22 protein-coding genes are annotated in these 23603 nt (G+C 52.2%); 12 read left to right on the top strand and 10 right to left on the bottom strand.

Annotation, left to right across the window (positions count from 1 at the left end):
- The first annotated feature begins 180 nt into the window (after positions 1 to 180).
- Together serC and serS are read left to right on the top strand one after the other, a co-directional pair.
- Positions 181 to 1275 (top strand): 3-phosphoserine/phosphohydroxythreonine transaminase, encoded by a 1095-nt coding sequence (serC, locus tag AC1DF0_RS02320; RefSeq protein ID WP_442048785.1) that lies wholly within the window; start codon positions 181 to 183, stop codon positions 1273 to 1275.
- 12 nt (positions 1276 to 1287) lie between these two features.
- Positions 1288 to 2565, top strand: a complete 1278-nt coding sequence (serS, locus tag AC1DF0_RS02315) for a serine--tRNA ligase (protein WP_442048784.1) — start codon at positions 1288 to 1290, stop codon at positions 2563 to 2565.
- Between the two features lie 75 nt (positions 2566 to 2640).
- Here serS and AC1DF0_RS02310 read toward each other — a convergent pair whose 3' ends face one another.
- Positions 2641 to 3291 carry a DUF2306 domain-containing protein gene (locus AC1DF0_RS02310; RefSeq protein ID WP_442048783.1) on the bottom strand — a complete coding sequence of 217 codons (651 nt, stop codon included), beginning with the start codon at positions 3289 to 3291 and terminating at the stop codon, positions 2641 to 2643.
- Positions 3292 to 3394: 103 nt separating this feature from the next.
- On the bottom strand, positions 3395 to 3967 hold the full coding sequence (locus AC1DF0_RS02305; RefSeq protein ID WP_442048782.1) for a TetR/AcrR family transcriptional regulator: 573 nt from the start codon (positions 3965 to 3967) through the stop codon (positions 3395 to 3397).
- Between the two features lie 247 nt (positions 3968 to 4214).
- Here AC1DF0_RS02305 and AC1DF0_RS02300 point away from each other — a divergent pair, with 247 nt between their 5' ends.
- Positions 4215 to 4397: a DUF3934 family protein gene (locus AC1DF0_RS02300; RefSeq protein ID WP_442048781.1), complete on the top strand. Its 183-nt coding sequence runs from the start codon at positions 4215 to 4217 to the stop codon at positions 4395 to 4397.
- A 13-nt stretch (positions 4398 to 4410) separates the two neighbouring features.
- Entirely contained in the window at positions 4411 to 4968 is a 558-nt protein-coding gene (locus AC1DF0_RS02295; protein WP_477572941.1) for a hypothetical protein, read from the top strand.
- Between the two features lie 55 nt (positions 4969 to 5023).
- Here the strand turns inward: AC1DF0_RS02295 and AC1DF0_RS02290 are convergent, their stop codons facing one another.
- Positions 5024 to 5146: a hypothetical protein gene (locus AC1DF0_RS02290; RefSeq protein WP_477572940.1), complete on the bottom strand. Its 123-nt coding sequence runs from the start codon at positions 5144 to 5146 to the stop codon at positions 5024 to 5026.
- A gap of 206 nt (positions 5147 to 5352) precedes the next feature.
- Here AC1DF0_RS02290 and AC1DF0_RS02285 point away from each other — a divergent pair, with 206 nt between their 5' ends.
- Together AC1DF0_RS02285 and AC1DF0_RS02280 are read left to right on the top strand one after the other, a co-directional pair.
- Entirely contained in the window at positions 5353 to 6120 is a 768-nt protein-coding gene (locus AC1DF0_RS02285; RefSeq protein WP_442048779.1) for a PIG-L family deacetylase, read from the top strand.
- A 36-nt stretch (positions 6121 to 6156) separates the two neighbouring features.
- Positions 6157 to 6609 (top strand): SRPBCC family protein, encoded by a 453-nt coding sequence (locus AC1DF0_RS02280; RefSeq protein WP_442048778.1) that lies wholly within the window; start codon positions 6157 to 6159, stop codon positions 6607 to 6609.
- A gap of 104 nt (positions 6610 to 6713) precedes the next feature.
- Here the strand turns inward: AC1DF0_RS02280 and AC1DF0_RS02275 are convergent, their stop codons facing one another.
- Together AC1DF0_RS02275 and AC1DF0_RS02270 are read right to left on the bottom strand one after the other, a co-directional pair.
- A complete protein-coding gene (locus tag AC1DF0_RS02275) occupies positions 6714 to 7904 on the bottom strand; it encodes an oxalate decarboxylase family bicupin (RefSeq protein ID WP_442048777.1) in 1191 nt (396 codons plus the stop codon).
- 56 nt (positions 7905 to 7960) lie between these two features.
- On the bottom strand, positions 7961 to 8869 hold the full coding sequence (locus tag AC1DF0_RS02270) for a LysR family transcriptional regulator (protein ID WP_442048776.1): 909 nt from the start codon (positions 8867 to 8869) through the stop codon (positions 7961 to 7963).
- A gap of 133 nt (positions 8870 to 9002) precedes the next feature.
- Here AC1DF0_RS02270 and AC1DF0_RS02265 point away from each other — a divergent pair, with 133 nt between their 5' ends.
- Positions 9003 to 9743, top strand: a complete 741-nt coding sequence (locus AC1DF0_RS02265) for an SDR family NAD(P)-dependent oxidoreductase (RefSeq protein ID WP_442048775.1) — start codon at positions 9003 to 9005, stop codon at positions 9741 to 9743.
- Between the two features lie 85 nt (positions 9744 to 9828).
- Here AC1DF0_RS02265 and AC1DF0_RS02260 read toward each other — a convergent pair whose 3' ends face one another.
- Positions 9829 to 10197 carry a winged helix-turn-helix transcriptional regulator gene (locus AC1DF0_RS02260; protein WP_477572939.1) on the bottom strand — a complete coding sequence of 123 codons (369 nt, stop codon included), beginning with the start codon at positions 10195 to 10197 and terminating at the stop codon, positions 9829 to 9831.
- A gap of 176 nt (positions 10198 to 10373) precedes the next feature.
- On the opposite strand from AC1DF0_RS02260, the gene AC1DF0_RS02255 reads away from it, so the two are divergent.
- Entirely contained in the window at positions 10374 to 11543 is a 1170-nt protein-coding gene (locus tag AC1DF0_RS02255) for an MFS transporter (RefSeq protein WP_477572938.1), read from the top strand.
- 52 nt (positions 11544 to 11595) lie between these two features.
- Here AC1DF0_RS02255 and AC1DF0_RS02250 read toward each other — a convergent pair whose 3' ends face one another.
- Together AC1DF0_RS02250 and AC1DF0_RS02245 are read right to left on the bottom strand one after the other, a co-directional pair.
- Positions 11596 to 12585: a lipoate--protein ligase gene (locus tag AC1DF0_RS02250; RefSeq protein WP_477572937.1), complete on the bottom strand. Its 990-nt coding sequence runs from the start codon at positions 12583 to 12585 to the stop codon at positions 11596 to 11598.
- 66 nt (positions 12586 to 12651) lie between these two features.
- Complete coding sequence (locus AC1DF0_RS02245; protein WP_477572936.1) at positions 12652 to 16041, bottom strand: DEAD/DEAH box helicase; 3390 nt, start codon at positions 16039 to 16041, stop codon at positions 12652 to 12654.
- Between the two features lie 178 nt (positions 16042 to 16219).
- On the opposite strand from AC1DF0_RS02245, the gene AC1DF0_RS02240 reads away from it, so the two are divergent.
- The 3 genes from AC1DF0_RS02240 to AC1DF0_RS02230 all read left to right on the top strand — a co-directional run bounded on the left by AC1DF0_RS02240 (position 16220) and on the right by AC1DF0_RS02230 (position 18785).
- Positions 16220 to 17200, top strand: coding sequence for an aldo/keto reductase (locus AC1DF0_RS02240; protein WP_477572935.1), 981 nt, complete (start codon positions 16220 to 16222; stop codon positions 17198 to 17200).
- Between the two features lie 69 nt (positions 17201 to 17269).
- Positions 17270 to 17827 (top strand): NUDIX domain-containing protein, encoded by a 558-nt coding sequence (locus AC1DF0_RS02235; RefSeq protein WP_477572934.1) that lies wholly within the window; start codon positions 17270 to 17272, stop codon positions 17825 to 17827.
- A 211-nt stretch (positions 17828 to 18038) separates the two neighbouring features.
- Complete coding sequence (locus tag AC1DF0_RS02230) at positions 18039 to 18785, top strand: DNA-binding response regulator (RefSeq protein ID WP_477572933.1); 747 nt, start codon at positions 18039 to 18041, stop codon at positions 18783 to 18785.
- A 1179-nt stretch (positions 18786 to 19964) separates the two neighbouring features.
- Here the strand turns inward: AC1DF0_RS02230 and AC1DF0_RS02225 are convergent.
- Together AC1DF0_RS02225 and AC1DF0_RS02220 are read right to left on the bottom strand one after the other, a co-directional pair.
- Positions 19965 to 21347 (bottom strand): YheC/YheD family endospore coat-associated protein, encoded by a 1383-nt coding sequence (locus AC1DF0_RS02225; RefSeq protein WP_442048767.1) that lies wholly within the window; start codon positions 21345 to 21347, stop codon positions 19965 to 19967.
- Positions 21348 to 21438: 91 nt separating this feature from the next.
- Positions 21439 to 22191, bottom strand: a complete 753-nt coding sequence (locus AC1DF0_RS02220; protein WP_442048766.1) for a YheC/YheD family protein — start codon at positions 22189 to 22191, stop codon at positions 21439 to 21441.
- Between the two features lie 243 nt (positions 22192 to 22434).
- On the opposite strand from AC1DF0_RS02220, the gene AC1DF0_RS02215 reads away from it, so the two are divergent.
- Positions 22435 to 23475 (top strand): YheC/YheD family endospore coat-associated protein, encoded by a 1041-nt coding sequence (locus tag AC1DF0_RS02215; protein ID WP_442048765.1) that lies wholly within the window; start codon positions 22435 to 22437, stop codon positions 23473 to 23475.
- Positions 23476 to 23603: the final 128 nt, after the last annotated feature.

The following is a 23603-nucleotide window of genomic DNA, read 5'->3' as shown; positions in this document are numbered from 1 at the left end:
CCCTAGCGGAATACGTCCTAAGTTAACCGGCCCGCCCGTTACCGCGGAACCAAGAGGATCGAGACAGCGCTTGTCGCTGCTTCGGTCAAGTTGGGTGGCACCGCGAGCAGACGCTCCTCGTCCCAATAAGACGAGGGCGTCTTTTTGTTTTCCAAAAAACGAGGAAACGGACGGTGCAACATGCAGAACATGAAGCGGAATTACAATTTCAACCCGGGACCGGCGGCGCTGCCGCTGGAAGTATTGGAGGAGGCGCAGCGGCAATTCGTTGCCTACGGCGGAGGCGGCATGTCGATTATGGAGATGTCGCACCGGAGTGCGGCGGTGGAGCGGATGGTTGCGGAGACGGAGGAGCTGTTCAAGAAATTGCTTGGACTTCCCGATACGTACCGGATCTTGTTCATGGGCGGCGGAGCAAGCATGCAATTCGGTCTCATCCCGATGAACTTTCTGAAGGAGGGACGGGCGGCGCATTATATACTGTCGGGCAGCTTCTCGGATAAAGCCTATTCGGAGGCTCGCGCTGTCGGCAAGGCGGTCGTGGCGGCGAGCAGCAAGGATGCGAAGTGGCGCGTGCTGCCGGATACCGCTGATCTGCCGATCGGGGAGGATGTCGCTTACGTCCATATAACGACGAACAATACGATTGAAGGCTCGCAGTTCGGCTATATTCCGGAAACGAAAGGAGTGCCGCTGATCGGCGATATGACGAGCGACATCATGAGCCGTAAGCTCGACTTCAGCCGATTCGCAATGTTCTATGCGGGAGCGCAAAAGAATCTAGGACCGGCGGGAGTGACGGTAGCCGCGATTCATGAAAGCTTGCTTGCCGACTGCTCGGATCGTATTCCGACGATTATGAAGTACAGCACGTACGCGGACAACGACTCGCTGTACAATACGCCTCCGGTTCATTCGCTCTATATGACGAAGCTCGTATTGGAATGGACCGAACGCCTTGGCGGCGTTGCGGCAATGGAGCGGCTGAGTCAGCAGAAAGCAGCTATGCTCTACGGCGTTATCGATGCAAGCGACGGCTTCTATCAAGGCGTTATAGAGAAGCCTTATCGTTCGAGCATGAACGTAACTTGGCGCATGAAGGACGAGGCGCTGGAACGGGACTTGATCGGTGCAGCAGAGGAGCGCGGCATCGAAGGACTGGCCGGACATCGCAGCGTCGGCGGCTTGCGTGCGTCGATCTATAACGCAGTTTCGCTTGAGGCGTGCGAGGCGCTTGCCGACTTGATGACCGAATTCAAGCGGACTCGCGGATAGGGAGGAATGCACATGCTGAACATGGCATTTATTCGCGAACAGCAAGCGGTGCTTGAGCAGATTGCGGCTAAGAAAGGTATCGAAGTCTCCATCCCCGAGCTGCTCGAGCTTGATGATAAGAAGCGCGGCTTGCAGCAAATGATCGATGGTCTGCGGCATACGCGCAATGAACTCTCGGAGCAAATCGGCATGAAGCTGTCGAAGGGCGAGCAGCAGGATGCGGAGAGGATGAAGCAAGAGGTAAGGCAGACGAATGCGGCTTTAACGGAATTGGAGGCCGAGCTTGGTGAATTGAATATTAAGCATGAGCGTTTGCTGCTGCTTGTGCCTAATCTCGTATCGCCCGATACACCCGACGGGGCATCGGATGCAGACAATGTGGAGATTAGGAAAAACGGCGAGCCTCCTGGATTTGAATTCGAGCCGAAAAATCATGTGGAGCTGGCCGAGCAACTCGGCATGCTCGACATCGCGCGCGGTGTCAAGATCGGCGGCAGCCGCAACTATGTGCTGAAGGGAGCTGGCTTCCATTTGCATCACGCCGTTCAACGCCTGGCGATGGATGTGCTCGAAGCAGACGGCTTCACGCCAATGGATGTGCCGATGATGGCTCGGGGCGAGTCGTTCCGCCATTCGGGGTTCCTGCCGCTCGGACAGGAGCAGCTTTTCCGCCTTGAGGAGGACAATAAATACCTCGTCGGCACCTCGGAGGTAAGCCTCATATCGGGCTTCAGCGACGAGATCGTGAATGCTCGCGAACCGATCCGACTAGCGGCAATGTCGGCCTGCTTCCGCCAAGAGATAGGCTCGGCGGGACGGGATGTGCATGGATTGTACCGCGTGCATCAGTTCGCGAAGGTCGAGCAGGTTGTTATCTGCGAGAATGACCCGGCGCTATCGGAGCGTATGCTTCAAGAGATGACTGCGAATGCGGAGCGAATTCTGCAACTGCTGGAGCTCCCTTACCGGGTCGTGGCCGTATGTATCGGCGATATGTCGCAGAAGACGTATAAACAATACGATGTCGAGACCTGGATGCCGAGTAGGCAAGCGTACGGGGAGACGCACTCGTCGTCGAACTTGCTCGACTTCCAGGCTCGCCGCGCCAACATTCGTTACCGTGCGGCTGACGGGAAGCTGCGTTATTGTCACACGCTTAACAATACGGCTGTGGCAACGCCTAGAATTTTAATTCCTCTGCTTGAGAATCATCAGCGTGAGGATGGCAGCATCTACATTCCGAAAGCGCTGCGGCCTTATATGAAAGGCATGGAATATATAGAAGGCTAGCCGCAGCTTCCACAGATGAAAGGCGTCCGCTTCGATCGAAGGATCGATGCTGGACGCCTTTTTGCGTGTGCCTGCTCAAGCGCTCAATGTATTTCGCGTCGTCGGGCGCTTCTTCCTGCGGATCAGCCATTCCGCCACAAACAGATTCGGAATCCAGCAGATCCAGGCGATCACGGCATAATAGATATCAAAGACTTCTTGCCCGAATAAAACCATGGACAGCGGCAAATAAGCGCGAAGCGTTACGCCGGCGAAAGCAAGCGCGTAGCTCCGCAGCATCCACTTGCCATGCGCAGCGGGATCGCGGCGAACGATAATCGCCGCTATGCCGATGCCCGTTGAGATAAGCCATACGATCGCAAGTAGACCGAAACCTAACATGCCGGAGATACCTCCGGATGCATAGAACGACAAGTAGAGGCCTGTTACTCCGCCAACTGCTATTGCAAGCGTATAGAGCATGCCAATGGCCCGATGTAAGCCCAGATGCGTCAGGCGCAGCCTTTTCACAAACTGCAACCAGCCGATGAGCAAGGCGAATGCCGCCGACATGGCATGCACGGTGAGCCACGTCATCCAGCTTCCGCTCAGCTCCATCTCTTCTTTTTGCTGAACGAACGGAGTTTCCCTGCCGTCAAGAACGCCGTATAATACAAATCCGTATAAGGCGATTGCAATTGCAAATATAGCTGTAACCCAGATGCCTACACTGCTTTTCTTCTTCATCGCTAGCCCTCCTTATTCTTTATTGACCTATGGTCAGTTAAGGGAATAACTTTACCCTCTGCGGCGTGATGGACTCGCAGCAAGGCAAGCATTAATCTACTGCCTAAATGCCGCCTAGAAGGAAGGTTGCATATTGCTCGGCAGACGATAGAACATCGGCATAAGCGCGTTTCATCGCAATGTGACGGGATACGAAGCCGTGAAGTCCAAGAAACAGCATCCAAGCTGTAGCATTGCCTTCCTCCCCTATTCGATCAATGCACACTTGCACTGTTTCGGAGAAACGATTAAAGCAGCGCATCTGGTCGGCGGCGACATTGCAATCAAGCTCAGGATCGTTCATCATGAACATCATTTCATACGATTGCGGACGATCGAGGCCAAACTTGATGTAGCCGGTCAGCACTTCATGAAGCAGCGTTATGCATGGAGTCTTTCCGGCAATCGTCTGCTCAAGAACATCGCGAAGGCGGTCAAAATCTTGTTCGACAACTCGGGCGTACAACTCGGCTTTATCTTTAAAGTGATAGTAGATCGCTCCGTGACTGCAGCCTAGGCTTAACGCCAGCGCGCGCATCGATACCGCGCGATAGCCGAATTCAATGAATCGCTCGCGGGCAGCCTCTAATATTTGATCTCGCCCCAGTTCATTGGCTGCGGTAGGTCTAGGGCTCATTAACTTCCCTCCTTATATGGTGAATTGATTATGTTCGTCATAAGCAAGATGTAGCTCCATTATTGACCGATGTTCAATTAAAATCAACCATTATTTTCAAGTTACGAATTAAGGGTGAAGAATTGAAATTTGGCGTGCGGATATAAATAAAGAGGGCAGCAAGATTTTACAAGGCGAATTAATGGTATAATGGATGCTATCGACAAGAATGGAACGATAATGACGATGTTGGAGTGGTGAAGCAAGCATGGTAAAAGCAAAAGGCGGAACAGGTAGAGGCACGGATAAGAAAGGCTGGAATCGATGGCAGGCCAGCGCTAAGAAGAAAGCTGCGAAAAAAATATTCGGCAAGCCGCAAGGCGCTAAAGGCGCAGATGCAAAGGGCGCAGACGCAGCAGCGAAAACGACGGCGGCTAAGAAGCCGCAATAAAGCAGGTGATTCCATGGAAGACCATACACATGCATCGCCTTCGACAGAAGCAGAGGCAGAAGCAAAAGCGATGTTCGAGCAATATAGAGGCAGTCTTGTAGCCATGCACAAAGCAGGTGTATTAGTACCGTATAAAGCGCATGGCATAAGTGTGGAGATAGAGGCGCATTGGTACTCGGAAATAATTGAGTCGCTTGCCAGCCAGCTGTCGATTATGAACGGGGAAGCGGTGACCGAGCTGGAGACGATGGCTAAATATTACCCATCTCCTGCAATATTGGAGCGGGTAGTGATGTTCGCCTCGCGGCATATCTCTGGCGCGGATAGCTTGGTCAAGCTTGTCTATGCGGAGAAAATGATTCAGCTCATCAAGTTGATGAAAAAAACAATAACGCCCGATCTATTGCATAGCGCATGCAAAGCAACAGATCGGACGCTTCGAGACCTTATATCGCAGCCGCTCATTGTGGATGAAGGCCATTCGTTGCAGTCGTTTCAATTGAGAGACAAGCGTGCGCTCAATCTAAGAGCCAAGAACAGCTTGGATCAAATCGAAGAGCTGCTAAATTGAGGTAGCTTAGTAGTAAATAGGCTGCTATATTGGATTTCTGCAGGATAGAGCACCTCTAATGGAACGCATTCGCTGCTTTACTGGCTAATCTAGCTTCCTCGGCAACTATGAAGACGGTGATCCAAATATCGCCATGTACGGCATGCGGATCGGCGCCAGCCTCGAGAAGCATACGCACTGCCCAATATTCCTCGCATTCTACCGCTTTCCAAAAAATAAGATCACAGCAAGGCTTGCCACGGCAAGAAGCAGCATAAAGAGATCCTTTCATCAAAAGCTTGTTACGGCAATTCAATGCGGACAGGCTAGTATATTTTTTTCTATAAGCTTGTAACATTTGGAATAACCGTTGCGTTAGAAGATTGAATACAGGAGGTGCTTCTAATGCAACAACATTTAGTTGCTGTAATTGCCCATCCCGATGATGAATTTATGGCAGCAGGCTTGCTCATACGGGCCAAATCGCTTGGATACAGTACGCATTTGATTTGCGGCACGCAAGGAGAGGCAGGCCGTATCAAAGGGCAGCATTTTCGCGGCAATAGGGACGAGGAGCTGAGTACGATCAGGCAGAAGGAATTCGGCGTGTCCTGCCTTCTCTTGAATATAGACAGCTATCACAATCTCGGCTTGCCGGATCATGGGGCTGAATCATGGAATATCGAAGAGTCGGCTGCGGAGCTGGAAGCAATTCTGTTAAGCATTGGCTCCTCGGTTATTGTTACGTTCAATAGTGACGGCGGCAATCGTCATCCAGACCATGTCGGCATGCACCAGATGACGGTGCAGGCGTTCGGCGGGCTGCCTAAGAACGATTACATACTCTATTTCAGTACGCTGTTTCCAAAAAGCTTCTCGGAGGCCCATACGTTGCTGAAGCTTCCTCCGCCGATCATGGATCAAATTACGATCAATGACAGCGAGGTATCCGCCATCGTCGCCTTATCCAAGGAAGAGCATCTTATGAAGCTTACCGTCCTTGATATATACAGAAGCCAATTTCCGGATGAACGGGGTTTTTATTATAAAATGCCTTTGAAAATGCTGGAGACGGTATCGAGGTACGAGTGTTACGAAAACTTTGCTGGAGGGGCAGGTGCAGATCCTTCGCATACAAGCCGCTCTGACATGTTGTTTGATATGTTTTTGTGAGAGATTACATACATATAAAGAAATGGAGCAAATCGCATGGAGCCATTAAGCTACGAGATTTACGTCGGGGCAGCGCCCGAAACGGTTTGGAACGTCTTTTTGTCGCCTGAAGGGACGCGGGCGATCTTCTTCGGAAGCGTGCTGAGGTCGACTTTCGAGGTGGGAGCTCGATACGAATACATAGGTCCGGGCAGCGAAGGCGAAGAAACGGTGCATGTGTACGGCGAAATATTGGAATTCGATGTGAATAAAAGAATGAGCTATACGGAACATGCAGGCCCGTCGTATCGGGCTAATCATGCGGAGCTGGAGACGAGGATTACGCTTACGCTGGAGCCAGTCGGCAGCACAACGAAGCTGACTCTCGTTAATGATCAGTGGCCGGACAACCATCCCTCCTATGCGAATACGAAGAAGAGCTGGCCGATGATATTGAGCAATGTGAAGAGTTATGTCGAGACAGGCAAGACGCTCGACTTTGGTTGGTAAAATTAAATCGATAATGGTGCTGCTGTGCAAAAGGCCGCTCCTGCATGCTTTAGGCGAGAAGCCTACGGCATTGCAGGAGCGGCCTTTTGCCGATTCTAGCACTTCTAAGGATAATAGGTGAAGCCGGGAAAGCGGACAACGGGCGACTTAACCTTATGCAGCTTGTTCGTGAACGCTTCATCGACGTTCAGGTTGCTCTCGACGAGCGGCTTAGGCGTGAGCGCCATCCATTGATTCAGTGAAATGTCGAGGAAGCGGTCGCTCTTGAACATTTCGAGAAACCATAACGACTGCTCGCCTGTATTTTGGATATAGTGGCCGTAGGCAAAAGGCACGTATCCGACGTCGCCGGCTCGGTAATTGAACGTGCGCGCGACGCCGTTGCCGGCGAATACGGTCATCCTGCCTTGACCGCTCAAGTAATATTGCCACTCGTCTTGATTCGGATGCCAGTGAAGCTCGCGCATGCCGCCGGGCTTGATCTCCACTAGCGCTGCCGCTATGGTCTTGGCAATCGGAAAATTGGTCGAGTCCACGATTCTTACGCTTCCGCCTGACGTCTTGATCGGCGGCTGCGCCAGCAGCCGATGCTTGAAGCTGAGCGGAATGGTGCCGTAAGGCGAAGCGATGGCTTCTGATTGGATTGGCCCTGGAACATCGGTCTGATAAATATATACCTGTTCGCTTGGAATGCGGCTAAAGTCGCTGACCGGCACGCCGAAGTTCGCCGATAGCACGTCGGGCGGCGTATGCGCGAACCAATCGGAGATCGATAGCGTGTTAAGGTCGGAGAAGCTGCCGTCATCGAAGACGAGCAGAAATTCGCAACCTTCGGCGAGCCCTTGTATGGAGTGGGGCAAGCCGGCGGGAAAATACCATAGATCGCCTTCCTCGATATCGGCGATGAAGTTCCGTCCTTGTGCGTCAACGGATGTGATGCGCGCGCTGCCAAGCAGCATATAAGCCCATTCGGCTTGCTGATGCCAATGCATCTCGCGCACGCCTCCTGCGGTGAGACGCATGTTCACGCCTGCCAGCGTAGTAGCGATCGGCAGGTCCCGCACCGTTATTTCCCGCGACCAGCCGCCCTCGTTCAGCTGCATATGCGTATCCGAGAACGCGAACTTCAAGTTCGGTATTAAGCCGGCATCCGTTGCCGGAGGAACGAGCATATCGGGATTCTCCCGATCTCTCATAATATCGCGCGGCCCGTTGTCCGTTGCCCCTTCATTGCCTCTAATCGGCTGCGGAATATCGCCATAGAAACTGCCGTATTTGGTTGCGTCTTTATCCATTCGTGGAAGCCCCTTTCCATCGAGCTGGTCCGTGTCGCATAGCGAAATGCTTCTACTTACAACTGTATGCCCAGAGCTTGCTTCATATGTTGAAGCTCATGCTTCAAGTACTGATATAGCTTCGAGACGGCAGGCTTCATCGGATGAAAGGAAGTATGGCATGTAATTCCGCTCGTCATATGAATGCCGTCAATATTGATCGTACGAATGACGGTGCCGGCTGGCGGCGGCTGCAGGATAACCATGGGAACGAGCGCAATGCCCAGTCCGTAAGCGACATAATGCGGTAGAGCGGCCATGCTGCCAATTTCGATTGTGTCAGAGGCGGCAGAACCCTGTTGATGGAGCAGGAAAGAAAGCTGCTTGCGGTAAGGGCAATTGGCTGATGTGATCAGGAGACGATGTCCCTGAATATCTCTTAGCGCAATATTTGCTGCACCTGCAAGCGGGTGCTCCTCAGGCAGCAATAAGGCGAAGGGTTCGGTAAAGAGCGGTTCAAAATAAAGCCGCGTTCCCAGCTCGGGCGCGGAGCCTATTACAATATCAAGCTCATTCTGTTGCAGCCGATCGCAAAGTGTCGGCGTACTCGCTATCTCAATGGATATATGAATGCGAGGAAAGTCGGCCATGAATCTAGACAGTAAAGGCGGAAGACGGTAGCTGGCCGTTGGTTCGGTGACGCCTAAGCGGATATGGCCCGCCTCGCCCGAGCGCGCATCAGTTATAGCGGCTTGAAGCCGCTCCAAGTCTTGGGCAATAGGGAGACTCTGTTCATAGAACAGTCTGCCGGCCTCGGTCAGCTTGAATTTCGTTCCCCGTTCTATGAGTTGAACGCCGAGATCGTTCTCTAATCGCTGAATTTGCATCGTGACGGTCGACTGCGCGTAATTGAGTTCTTCGGCAGCACGTTTGAAGCTCCCGTAAGCGACGATGAGCTGGAACGATTTGATCGCTTTAAGGTCCATGGCAGCTGCATGCCTCCTTTTAAGAGTTCAATAATATTGAATTGACAATTCAGATAATTCAATTATACGTAATCGAGGCCGCGTAATAAAATAAGAATATGCATACAATTCGTTTAATCGAGGGGGAGCTTATATGGATGTACAGAACAAAGTCGCACTAATAACCGGAGGAGGAACGGGAATAGGAAGAGCAGTCTCGATTGAATTGGCAAGGCGGGGCGCAAGCGTTGTGATCAATTATGCGCATTCAGAATGCGAAGCGGAGGAGACGGTCCGTATTATCCAAGAAGCAGGAGGTCGGGCCGTTGCAGTCAAAGCCGATGTCTCCAAGGACAAGGAAGTTCGGGGGATGGTGGAGCTGGCATCACAAGCATTCGGGACAATCGATTTTCTCGTCAACAATGCGAGCATCACCAGGCATATACCGCTTGACGATCTGGATGCCGCAACCGAGGAAGTATGGGACGAGCTCTACGATGTCAACGTGAAGGGGATGTTCTTTTGCGCCAGGGCGGTTGCGCCTCTGATGAAGCAGAACAAGCAAGGAGCCATTGTCAATGTAGGAAGCATTGCCGGCCTGACGGGATTAGGCTCTTCGCTGCCTTATGCGGTGTCGAAAGCGGCCGTGCATGGATTAACTAAATCGCTTGCTCGTGCTCTTGCACCAGCCATTCGAGTGAACAGCGTAGCGCCTGGCGCCGTAGCGACGAGATGGTGGGAAGGCCGCGAGGAGCAAATGAAGAAGTTAAGCGGTAACGTGCTGCTGGAACGGGTATCCTCGCCGGATGAAATCGCGATGCTCATTTGCTCGCTTTTGGAGCAGGATTCGATGACCGGGCAGATCGTAACCGCGGATTGCGGACAGACGCTCTAAATGGGTTGACGTTAGGAATGAAAAAAAAGCTGAGAATGGCGCCAAATGACGGCCGACTCAGCTTTTTTGTATGGTTGCATGGTTGTTAGCCGCTAGTGGCAACGTCATCCGTAAGGCTTTTTTTGCCCCATTTTTGCATCCATATATCCATTTCATTAAGCGCATAACGAAAGTCTTTTCCTTTGTCCGTAAGAGAATATTCAACGGTTACGGGCACAGTCGGAAATACTTCGCGGTTCACGATACCCGTTTTCTCCAGATGCCGCAGCGTGTCCGTTAGCGATTGCGTCTTCACGACCACTATGTTTCGTTGAAGCTGCTTGAATCTTTGCGGTCCTTTATTGAGCTCGGCAATGACGAGAAAAGACCATTTTGCTCCAAGAATTTGCAACACCTCGCAAATGGAAGACAGTTCTTGAACATCTTCCGCGCTATTCCCCGTCTGCTCACTCATAAAAGCTTCACCCTTCCTTTTTAACTTACTTATTGTAAGTAGATCCATTTAACAGGACAATGTCCAAATACTTTGCCTTCTTACATTAATATCGTTACCTTATTATAATGACAATTAATCGAGTAAATGCAAGTGCAAATTCGATTATTTTGTAGAGGTGGAAGGGTGGAGTTACAATGAACCGATTTATTGTTTACGTGATCGCGCTTGGCGCGTTTCTAGCCGGGTCTGCTGAGCTTGTCGTATCTGGAGTGGTGAGTACGATCGCTAGCGATATGGATATTTCGTTAGCCTTGGCGGGGCAGCTGGTGACGGCTTTCTCGCTTTCGTTCGCTATTGGCACGCCAATCCTTATTGCTTTAACGGCACGCTGGGCTCGTAAAAAAGTGCTGGCTGGAGCCATTGCCGTATTTGTCTTCGGCAGCCTCGTTGCGCTGTTTAGTTTTAATTATGAGACGTTAATTGTATCGCGTATTATTCTTGGAGCCAGTGCGGGGGTGTACTCGGTTGTTGCCATTAGCTCGGTAGCGAAGCTTGTTCCCCCGAACCGAATCGGCGCTGCTATCGGAACGATTGCTTTCGGCTTCAGCACCGCGATGGCTCTTGGCGTCCCTTTTGGGGTAGCGATTGCCGATTGGTGGGGCTGGAGGGCGATCTTCATCGTGCTCGGTGCGCTTAGCCTGGTCATATTGTTTATCCTGCTACGCTTGCTGCCGCAAATCGAAGGGGATGCGCATGCTTCATTCCGGTCGCAGCTTACCGTATTACGCAAGCCTGCCATTAGCACGGGGCTTCTCATCTCGCTTATGGTATGCGTAAGCCATGCGGTGCTGTTAACGTATATTGCGCCTTTCTTGACGGATATTCTTCATATGAACAATGTGGCGCTTGGCGCAGTTATGCTAATGCTTGGGGTGTTCGGCGCCATAGGTTCGCGGATCGGAGGTTACGGAGCGGATAAATGGGGCGCAGGACAAATGCTCGTGGGCAGCTTGATTATTACTTCGCTGTCGCTTGCACTCGTGCCAGTCTTCACGATCGTTCTCATCGTTGAGCTGGCGCTGCTGGCGTTATGGATGAGCTCGGTCTTTATGACGGCGCCGGCGCTAAATATGTATTTCATTCAGCAATCGCCGCAGTCTTCCAACTTCGTGCTCAGTATCAACTTGTCCGTCATCCATCTAGGCATTTCGCTTGGGGCAGGAGTGGGTGGAGCGGCTGTTAACGCTGCTGATACCGTGCTTTACCATCCTTGGTTCGCAAGCGGAGCGGCTTTGCTGGGGCTCGCTGCAGCGGCGTTATCGTTGTCGCTGCGGAAGAAGCAGGTCCGTCCGATTACGCAATAATATAGCAAAGCCCTGCTGCCATGAATGGGAGCAGGACTTTTGCTTTCTTCACTTATAGGAGCTCAAGCCACTGCTCTTGGGTGACGGGCCCGAAATAGTACGGCAGATCGATGCCGCTCACGAGCTCCTTCAGCGCAGCCGCGTCATACCGCGTGCCGATGAGGCGTTGCGCGACTTCGCCGCTGTCGCCTCTGCCGAAGAAGTCGCCGAAGATGGCTGCATCTACGATGACGCCTTCCTCGACCTGCAGGCGCACGTCGAAGGTTCCGGCGCCCTCGATCCGCTTCGCCTGACGCATGTTGAAGGCAGGCGAGCGTCCGTAGTTCCATTCCCAGCTGCGGTAGCGCTCGTCCGCTAATTTTTGCACATTCGCCCAGTCCTGCTCAGTCAGGTCATAGAATGGAATTTCGCTCTGATCCTCGAAGATCGATGCCAGAATATGCTGACGGAATTGGTCGATTGTCATCGGTTCAGCCAGAAACTCCGTAATGTTCGCTACGCGGCTGCGTATCGATTTTGTCGATTTCGACACATATTTCTCGGCATTTGCTTTCAGCGCGGATACGACGTTCTCCATCTCCGAATCGAATAGCAGCGTGCCATGACTGAACATTTTGCCTTTGGTGGAAAACTGCGCATTGCCCGAGATTTTGCGCTCGCCGACCTGAAGATCGTTGCGTCCCGTCATCTCGGCATCAACGCCAAGCTTGCGAAGCGCACGGACGACAGGCTCCGTGAATTTCTTGAAGTTGTGGAACGATTGTCCGTCATCCTTCATGATGAAGCTAAAATTGAGGTTGCCGAGATCGTGATAGACAGCCCCGCCCCCCGACAGACGCCGAACGACGTGCAGCTTGTTCGCTTCGACATATTCGGCGTTGACCTCTTCGACCGTATTTTGATTTTTGCCGATGATGATCGAAGGCTCATTAATATAGAAAAGCAAATAATCGTCGTTGTCAGGCAACGAGCGAAGAATATATTCCTCCAAAGCCAGGTTAAGCGCCGGATCAGTTATGTTGTTATTGCTTATGAAACGCATCGTCTCACTCCTTCATTAGTTGCGGTTACACGCATTATACTCCGTAGCGAAGCGGCGTTCAACGCTCTAACCTTCCAGCATGAGCAGCTCGCGCACGTCCTGTTCGGTTAAGGAGGTGAATGCCTCTTCGCCGCCAGATTGCACCACTTCATCGATGAGGTTCAGCTTGCGCTGCTGCAGATCGTACATCTTGTCTTCGATCGTGCCTTGCGTCACGAGGCGAATAATCTGTACGACGTTGCGCTGTCCGATCCGATGCGCGCGATCGGCCGCTTGCTGCTCGACGGCTGGATTCCACCATAGGTCGTACAGAATGACGGTATCGGCGCCGGTCAGGTTAAGCCCGGTCCCGCCGGCCTTAAGGGAGAGCAGGAACAGCTCGCGCTCTCCGGCATTGAACCGGCTGCACAGCTCGACGCGCTCGGCAGCAGGTGTACTGCCATCGAGATAGAAGTGGGAGATGCCTTGGTAACCAAGCTGCTGTGCGATCAGGCCGAGCATCTGAGTGAACTGCGAGAAGATGAGCAGCCGCTTGCCGGCGCTCCGGCATTCCTCGATGATTTCCAGCAACTGCTCCAGCTTGGCAGAACTTCCTTGGTAGCCCTCCACGAACAATGCGGGATGATCGCATAGCTGGCGAAGCCTCGTAATGCCTGCCAGGATGCGGATGCGGTGTTTATTGAAGCTGTCCTTGTTAAGATGCTGCACCGTGTCCTGTCGCAGCTCGGCCAAGTAGGCGACGTAGAGCTTCTTCTGTTCCGGCAACAGCTCGGACGTCTGGATCGTTTCGATCTTCTCCGGCAGCTCGCCAAGTACGTCGCGCTTCAGGCGGCGCAGCAGGAAAGGCCGGATTCGCCTTGCGATCGTCTCGCGCTGCATCTCGCCGAACTGCCGGCGGCCGGGGAACAGCCCGGGAAATACGGCGTCGAATATCGACCATAGCTCCTCCAAGCCGTTCTCGACGGGCGTGCCTGTAAGCGCGAAGCGATGCCGCGCTTGCAGCGCCTTGACGGCCCCAGCCGTCTGGGTCGCGTAGTTCTTGAACGCTTGCGCTTCATCTAGGATGAGCGTATGGAACGCTTGATCCGCATAGTGCAGGATATCTCTGCGCAGCAGCGGGTATGACGTAATGATGACGTCCGTTCGCGCGGCGGTTGCGGCGTGGCTCACAATGTCGTTGCGCTCCTCCTTCGTGCCATCGGCGATGACGACGCGCACATCCGGAGCGAAACGATGGAACTCGTTAAGCCAATTGTACGTCAGCGAAGCCGGTGAGACGACGATAGCCGGAAGCCCCGCGCTTCGGATTTCGGGCAGCATGGAAATGATGAACGCGATGCTCTGGATCGTTTTGCCAAGACCCATATCGTCAGCCAGGATGCCGCCGAATCGATAATGGGCGATGGTACGCATCCATTGGTAGCCATAGATTTGATAGTCGCGCAGGATGGGGACGAGTGAATCGGGAACGGCAAATTCGAGATTATCCGGATTGCGCATGTCGTCGAGCAGTTGACGCAGCGACTTGCCGAGCTTGACCGTATCGCCTCGCGTCTGCCGATCGAGCAGGCGAAGGGCGCGAACGGCAGGCACGCGCAGATGCGATCCATATTTGCCGAGAAGCTCGTCGCTTACGAAACCAAGCTCATTGATGAGCTTAATGATTTCTTGAAACTGCTCGGTTTCGAGCGGCATGAGGCCGCCGCCCGGCATCCGGTAATATTTGCGTTTCTCGCTGAGCGACTTGAGAATACCTTTTATCTCGCTTTCAGGAATGCCGTCAATATTGAAGGTAAAGGCGAGCCAATCCGTTCGCTCGTCGACATCTATTCGGACGCGAGGCGGTGGATGCTCGTTGAACAGTCTAAGCTTGACGGCGCCGGTCGCATGAATCTCGGCAAGCTTCTCCAGCTCAGGAACAATATGATATAGAAAATCGTATTGCGCGTCCTCGTCGTCGATGAAGAAGCCGCCTTCTGTTTTGCCGAAGCTCTCTTGCTCCATAAGCGCCATGATGCGCCGTTCCTGCTCGCCGTCGCGCATAATAATGCGATCCGAAGCGCGCTTCGCCGATTCGCTGTTCAGCGGATTAATGACGAAGCGGCCGTAATGGAATTCCATGCCGATCAGCAGCCGATCCTTGATGCGGTCGAGATAGAGCTTAGCCTTAAGCGGCACCTGCATGATTCGCTCGGATACCGCCTCGGAGATATGGACTGTGCCGAGCTTCATTAACCCCGGTATGACCTTCTCCATGAAAGGCTCTATCTGAGCCGATGCAATCGTAATATGCTGATTGTCCGTCTGATCCAGCATCAGCTTCAGTTCAGCCAAACGGCTGCATAGGTCCGCTGTTGTCTGCAGCAGCTTGCCCTCCGATAAGACGAGCCCATAGTCTGCCATAACGGCGATCTGATCGATCCCTTGCACCTCAAGACGGCAGCTATCAGCATCGGCTGAAGTTGCTTCCGCTTGGTCGAAGCGGAACTGCAGCGGAATGGCTTCATCGGAGACATCGATGCCTTCGTAGAGGCGGCCGTCCTGCTCTAGCCTTGCTGTTCCCGCTTGTCGAAGCACCGGAAGCAGCTCCTCCCAATAAGCAGGGGGCAGGAGCAACATGCGGTCTCCGCCCGCGCCGCGGTTATTGCCGGAGTAACCGAGTGCGGTCTCCCGTATCAAAGCTTCATTCCGGTAAATACGGATAAGCAGCTGCAGCACCGCATCATCCTCCGCGCGGAAGCTATGGATGGCTGGATCATAGATGAAATGTTTCGAGAACGGGTAAGGCTTCCTTCGCTCTATGGAATGAAGAAAGTCTCTGATTCGCTGAACGATGTAAGGTCGACGAGCAGGCCCTGCCTTCAGCTCAATGCCGAACATCAGCTTGCGCTGGCCGTACTCGTGCAGCTTCAAGGTGAACTCCGTCTCCAGCCGCGTTCTGGAATCGAAGAGCGCTCCGGCACCGGTCGGCCTGACGGGCTTGTCTCCGAATAAGCCTAACAAGCCGCTTACGATTCTCTGGCTATCTTCTTCTTGGGCATGCGTGTCGGAGGAACGCCGAGCATGAGCTGTACGTTTATTAGCTCTGTCGGTGAAAGAAGGGCGGCTGTCTTGTCCATCTAGAAAGGAATGGGAATGGATCGGCGCGTCATCGCCGTATTGCTCCTCGTGGATATGCAGCAGCACGGCTGCAACATGCTTGCACAGCTTATCGGACGAATAGAAGGCAAGACAGGAGCATTCGGCGTCAACGTCTCCGTTGCCGTCAATATGAACGGTTATATGATAGCGGTTGTTGCCGTGAACGACAGCCTTGTAGCTGTGATTGAAGCCTGGGTCAGCGGCGTCTTCCTTGGTCAACGCCACCTTTCCTTCCTGTTGAAGGGCCTCGCCTCTCTCGTAAGCTGTCTCTCCGCATAATAATTTGATAATGCGCTTCGTTAATCGAAAGCTCATAGCCTTTTGTTCAGTCCTTTTGTGGTGAACTTTTATTTTTATATATTAACACATCATGGAGAGTAGTTCTTTAAGCAGAGGGGGCGAGCTTAGACGTGCGCGCATGGACAAGTGTGGAATCGGCGGCAGATTGCAGTATAATAAAGTTATTTCATAGACAGAGGGAGCGGTGCAGAATATGCAATATCGCAGATTGGGTAACAGCGGCTTGAAGGTTTCCGCGCTTGGCCTCGGTACGAACGCTTTCGGCAAGCGGGCCGACGGCGATACGTCGAAGAGAATCATAGACCTAGCAATAGAGCGGGGCATTAATTTTATTGATACGGCTAACATTTATGCAGGTACTGAATCCGAACGGCTTATTGGCGAGGCGCTTGCGGGCAAGCGGCAGCAGGTCGTATTGGCGACGAAAGCAGGACTTGTCAGGGGACCTGGAGACAATGAGCGAGGTTCGTCAAGGTATCATTTGCAGACGGAGCTGGAGCAAAGCTTGAAGCGGCTTAAGACGGATTATGTCGATCTGTATCAAATACATACGTTCGATCCGGAAACGCCGCTGGAGGAAACGCTGCGCGCGCTTGAGGATATGATTCGATCGGGCAAGGTTCGATATATTGGAGCTTCCAATTATTATGCATGGGAGCTGATGAAGGCGCTTGGTATCAGCGACCGGCTGGGCCTGAATCGGTTCGTCTCGACGCAGACGAGCTATTCGCTTGCAGACCGTACGCCGGAGAAGGAGCTTGTCCCGATGTGCCTGGATCAAGGCGTCGGCATTATTCCCTATTTTCCGCTTGCGGGTGGGATATTGACCGGGAAATACAGTGCAGCGGATAAGGCGCCCGAAGGGTCGCGCGGTCAGACTGATCCGAGCTTCGGCCGCTTCATAACCGAGCAGACGCTTGCGCTTAGCGATCAAGTCGCAGCGCTTGGCGAGCAGGCTGGCATCAGCCCAGGCATTATGTCACTCGCGTGGCTAATGAACCGACCAGCTGTTTCGACGGTAATCGTCGGCGCTACGCGCGAGCAGCAGCTGGAGGACAATCTGCTGAGCGCCGAGCTGCAGCTCGATGCGGGGCTTATGAATGAGCTGGATGAGATCAGCAGCCCGTTCCGCAATGGCAAGCCGCTGGCCGTCTATCGGCTGCCGAAGAAATAGGTAAGGGGCACGGGCGGCGCGAAACGGTAAATAGAAGAGAAGACTTACTTGAGGGTAGAGGTGACAGAGGTGGAAGTTAATTTTTGCATAACTTGCGGAAGCAAAATGGAGTCGCGAGATGTTGACGGCACGGTCAGAAGAGCGTGTACGGCTTGCAGCTACGTGCATTGGGGCAACTACAGCATCGGCGTCGGGGCGCTTGTCATGAAGGGAGATAAGCTCCTCCTTGTTCGCAGGGCGCAGGAGCCCGGCAAAGGCTACTGGACGAATCCGGGAGGCTATATCGAGCAGTTTGAACCGATCGAGGAGACTATTCGGCGGGAGGTGCAGGAGGAATGCGGCATCGATGCAGCTGTGAAGAGCGTAGTCGCGCTTCGCGATCAGCCAAGGGGCATTCATAATATCTACATCGCCTTTGATATGGACTATGTAAGCGGAGATCCGACGCCGGACGGCGTGGAGGTCGATGCCGCGGGCTTCTTCTCCTTGCAGGAGATGGAGACGATGAACGTAGCAGGATTCACCCGCTGGCTCGTTGATGTCGCTTACGGTGCACGCTCGAAAGGCTTGCTGCAGGATACGAAACCGATTGTTCCTCTGAACGGGTACGGGTTGTTCCGGGCTTAAGGCTGCTGATGTAGGTTGCGGCTAATTGCGTTACTGACTGCGCTACAGCAATGATATATAATGATAGGGATTAGGAATGATAGTTTTTAGCGAAGAAAGTAGAATAACATAGACATATCTGGTGAAGCACACCGTTCATCCTTGGACTATTCGTCCGGGAAGAACGGTGTTTTTTTGTAAATAAACTAGCTAATAGGGAGTGTGGAGGAATATGGAGCAAGTGGAGAGTGTTAGGTTGTTGAATAGCGGCGGGAAAATAAATGTAAGTGTAAGTGCAGTTGATCAGGCATACAGCAAGTGGATTGAGCTGCATCTTGGGAGACGTGATGTTAATAGTGAGCGAAGACGTAGATTAGTTGAACGGAATGACCATGGGGAGAATTCCTTTATTAAGAGTGTTTGGTGGCCGGTTGTAGGCAACTTGGATGAGCTACATCCCGAATATGAGGTGAATGATTATCGCGACGGAAGCCGTTTTCTTGATTTTGCTTATATTCGCGGCGATTATCGTATCTCTATCGAAATAGATGGCTACAACACGCATCAAAGGCATGCGTCGCGCAGAACGTTCGGAGACGATCGGTTCAGACAGAACCAGCTAGTGTTGGATGAGTGGAAGGTAATTCGATTCTCTTACGACGACATTGTTGATAAGCCCAGGCAGTGCCAGCAATTCATTCAACAACTGCTAGGGAAGCTCTATGGCGTCGGTCGCCAGACAGTTGAAGAGCTAGATCTGCCGGCTAGCACATGCGAATTGCTCAGATGGGCGATCAAGCAGGGGCCAGGATTTGTGTTTAGTCCGAAGGAGGCGAGCTTGAGGGGAGGTGTATGTCACGCATCTATTCAAAAATACCTAAAACAACTCAGAAACCTACAACTTATTGAACCGGTCTCGGGTAGTCAGCGGATTCGTGCTTATCGCCTGACGGAGAAGGCGGTAAAGCTTCGGTTGTGACAGGGTGCTGAATAGAATAGAGCTAGAAAATAGCTCTATTCCACAAATCGAGGTGTGTTGGAGACAGATAGAGATAGAAAGTATCTCTATCTACAAGGGAGAGCGGCGAAAGTGAGCATACGACGGGGCTGCTGAGCGGAATAGAGCTAGAAAACAGCTCTATTCAACAAATGGATGTGTGTTTGAGACAGATAGAGATAGAAAGTATCTCTATCTACAAGGGAGAGCGGCGAAAGTGAGCATACAGCGGGGTTATTGAGCGGAATAGAGCTAGAAAACAGCTCTATTCAACAAATGGATGTGTGTTTGAGACAGATAGAGATAGAAAGTATATCTATTGGCAAGGACGAGCGGCGAAAGTGAGCATACGGTGGGGATGCTGAACGGAATAGAGCTAAAAAACAGCTCTATTCAACAAATGGATGTGTGTTTGAGACAGATAGAGATAGAAAGTATCTCTATCTTACAAGGTGGGCGGCGAAAGTGAGCATACAGCGGGGTTACTGAGCAGAATAGAGCTAGAAAACAGCTTTATTCAACAAATCGAGGTGTGTTGGAGACAGATAGAGATAGAAAGTATCTCTATTGGCAAGGACGAGCGGCGAAAGTGAGCAAATGGTGGGGGTGCTGAACGGAATAGAGCTAGAAAACAGCTCTATTCAACAAACTGAGGTGTGTTGGAGACAGATAGAGATAGAAAGTATCTCTATTGGCAAGGTAGAGCGGCGAAAGTGAGCATACGGTGGGGTTACTGAGCGGAATAGAGCTAGAAAACAGCTCTATTCCACAAATCGAGGTGTGTTAGAGACAGATAGAGATAGAAAGTATCTCTATCGGCAAGGGAGAGCGACGAAAGTGAGCATACGGCGGGGGTGCTGTACAGAATTGAGCTAGAAAACAGCTCTATTCAGCAAACTGAGGTGTGTTGGAGACAGATAGAGATAGAAAGTATCTCTATTGGCAAGGATGAGCGGCGAAAGTGAGCATACAGCGGGGAGACTGAGCAGAATAGAGCTAGAAACCAGCTCTATTCCACAAATCGAGGTGTGTTGGAGACCGATAGAGATAGAAAGTATCTCTATCCTCCAAGGTTGGCGGCGAAAGTGTGCATTAGCACATGGGGGCACCTTCGAACGCAATAAAGAGGAGCGTGCCCACATCGGCACGCTCCCACCCACTTTACCCCTTGAAGCCGGAGACGAAGAAGGCGTACTGGACGAACTTCTTCACAGAGGGACGGGCTTTGCTTCCGTCTGGATCGAGAGGGGAGGTGTCCTCCTTGGACGGCTTCGCGTTGACCTCGATTAGCCATACCCGCCCCTGCGTGTCGATCGCCAAATCGATACCGAGCTCGGCATAGTGGCCGGCGATCTGCGATTCAATTCCTTTGGCGATCAGCAGCGAGGCGCGCCGCAGCTTCGTCAAGCCGCCAGCCGCCGCGGAGGAGCCCGTTCGCGCCAAAGCGGCTTTAACGGTGCTGATCGTACCGCCCCGCGCTACGTTCGAGACGAACTGATTATTGTCGGCAATCCGCGCTACGATCGAAGTAACGGTCCATTGCCCGGTCTCGCCACGCTGGACGAGCGACCGGAAGTCGAGCGGCCGGCCGCCCACCGACAGCAGCTTCAGTCCGCGCTGGATCTGATGCTCGCTTTTCTTCAGCTTGGCGGCAAGCGAGCCGTACAGCTGATCCAACGTTGCGAAGGTTTGCGCTCGAATACCGGTCACATTGTTCATATGGCTCGTATAACCAGTCTCGGGAAAATCGCTCCGGTACACCTTCACGATGCCTTTGCCCAGGCTTCCGTTATTCGGCTTAATGAAGACAACATCGTATTTGCTGCACATCGACTTCAGCAACTTAGCGCCCTTAAGCGGATAAGACTCAGGCAGGTAGACGCGCAGCGAAGGCTCCTTGATAAGAGCTCCGAATACTTCCGTCTTATTCAAATATTTCTCATTGAAAAATACGGCATTATGCCGTTTCTTCGCATTTCTCACGAACCTCTGCACGTCCGGCAGCTTCTCCTTCTTGCGGGACGTGATTCGGTTATAGATGACATGGGGAACGGGGAAGCGCCCGCGCATCCATTTATCCGTATAATGCCAACCTTTGACTGCGTCGCCCGTGCTGACGATATCTTCCCCTGTGAAAAAGAAGATGGAAGCTCCGTAGCTTTTGCAAAGCTCGGATAGCTCTTGGCAGAAAGTCGTATTGGGACCGAACGGCAGTAGGGTAGAGTGCCGGTTAAAACGGCTGACAATGACCCCGATCAGCGGACCAAGCTGCACCGTCTTGGAGGAGCTTTTATAGTTGAAGCTTAGCACCTGGTCATGTACGACGCCCCATCTGGCGGCTAGCGCTGCATCGATTTGCAAGAAGCTGCCGTCAGGCGATGGCTCAGCCATTATCTCTTGCCTGGCCGAGCCGAACGATATTGTCAGGGGCGTGCGAAAGGGAATGCTCCATTTCTTGGCATGTGCTTCGCTGAGCATCAGTAGGGGCTCGCCTGCAGCGAATTCTTCCTGAGTGATGCGCAGCGTTACCTTTGTACTATTCATGAATACTCCTTCCCAGCACCGACTTGTTCAAACGATTCCTCTGCAAGACAGCGGAGTCGCGAAAGGCCGATAAAGCAGCAAGCAGGCGCTGTTAGGCGGATGTAGATCGGATAGCGCGAACGGACGCCGCGATCTGACCGTACAAACGCGGGTTTGAATGATAGCGGAACAGCTGGAATTGAGGCTTCGTATTGGCTTCTACCAGCCATATTTTGCGTTCCGTGTCGATAGCGATATCTAGCCCAAGCTCGGCAATCTTCGGAAAATGCTCCTTCATCGCAGATGCGATCAACAGCGATATATCCTTAATTTTCAAATACCACTCCTTGCCTTCTTCATTCGATACGCCAAGCGCGTCGTATAGCCGAATGGCTTTGCCGCCGTTGCTATGGTTCGTCACGAAGCTGTTCGGCGCGGCAACTTTGCCCATAATGCCGAAGAAACGCCAATCGCCTTCTGGCTTAAGATGCATCAGTGCGCGAAAGTCGATTGGTTTGTCTTCAATCTTAATTAGATCTATGCCTTGCTGGACGATATAGCGCTTATCGCCGATCAGATGCTTTAGCTTCAGCGCAGCCAGCTTCTTGCTTGGATATTTATGTGTGTAGTAAGCGGTTCGGATAATATAGTCTTCTTCTTCGCGCGAGACCTTCATTACGCCTTGCCCTTTCATCCCTAGATCCGGCTTGAGGAAGAGGACGGTATATTTATCGATCATTTGGATAAAATTTTTCGGCGTGAACAGCATCGTGTCGGGCAAATATTCCCTAAGCAGCGGTTCACTCCAAAGCGACTCATGCTTTAGCCACTTTCTTCCGGGATACCTGATCTGTTTGGCCTTCATGGTGAAATCTCCTCCGTGCTTCACGTAAAAGCGACTGTACGAGCGTGCAATAGGCTTCGATCGACGTCCTTTATGTTATTCGCACAGCTCCCAATGCGTACCTGTCCCCTGTCGCATTCATGAATTGGGTTATCGCCTAAGGCCCGCCTGCGGGCGAATGTCATAGGATAATGTACGGCTCCAAGCTGCAAGCCACTGGCTTCCAAGCAGAAGAGCAGATTGAGACAGGAGAGCGAATCCATCATGACAAAAATATTAGGCATAATGACGCATCGGGTGTCCCGTCCGCAAGCGTTCAGCCGCCATGCGAAGTCGGCAATCGCGGAGAAGTTCGACGGCTTGCTGATGTACACACCGCGAGACGTGAATATGAAGAAACGGCAGATTAGCGGCAATCTATATAAGAACGGCAGTTGGTCGAAAGCGACAATCCCTTTTCCGCCAATAAATCTCGACATCGGCTTCTACTCGCCCGAGGATATGCACAGAGCAACGATCGTAAAGAAGAGCAGTCAACTGCCTTTCACGGGCTATGGTCTCGGCAACAAGTGCAAAATTCAGAGCCATCTGGTGCAGTCCACCTATTTGAAGCCCTACTTGCTTCCAACAGAACAGGTGAAGACGGCCGAGGCATTCGTCTCCTTCGTGAAGAAGCATGAGAGCGTCATGCTGAAGCCGATCAACGGCTGGGGAGGAAAAGGGATCATTCGAGTCACGCTTCATAAAGATCATTTCATCGTACAGCGGGACGGCAAGGACAATCAGCAGCTTCCGCGCGCGGAGCTAGCGAAATATGTTCGAGGCGTGCTCGGGAGCGGCAGGCATCTGATGCAGAAGTGGATTGATATTCGCAATACGAAGGGAAGCGTATTTGATATTCGCGCTCTTTTGCAGAAGAATGGATCGGGGGATTGGCAGACGAGCGGAATGGCGGTACGTGAAGGGAAAAGAGGCAAGATTACATCGAACATCAAAAGCGGCGGCGACGCCTACGACGTTTCCCAGTATCTCACAAATGAATTTGGTGCCGAGATGGGGGAAAAGCTTACGGAAACGGTGACGGAGATCGCAGAATACATCCCTTCGTTCTTGGAAAAATCGTACAAATCAAGACTGTCAGAATTAGGGATCGACCTTGCTGTCGACAGGAGCGGCAAGCCGTGGCTGATCGAGGTTAACATAAAGCCCGGGAAGATGATTATGAAGCGGGTTTACGGGCAGAAGGCATGGGAGCAAAGCCTGCATATCGGCTATCAATATGCTCGTCAATTATTAGAAAAATAAGAAAATTTTCGCCCGAAATCGCTTTCATTAGGAGACGATGGACGGCTTACATATGGAATAGGCTGACAGAAATAAAGCCATTGGTTAGATATACCAAGGAAAAGGGGGTGTAAATCTTGCTATTATAG

Source organism: Paenibacillus sp. 05T425, assembly GCF_056396205.1.
Note: the sequence above shows the minus strand (reverse complement) of the source record. Positions and strands in the feature narration are given on the sequence as shown.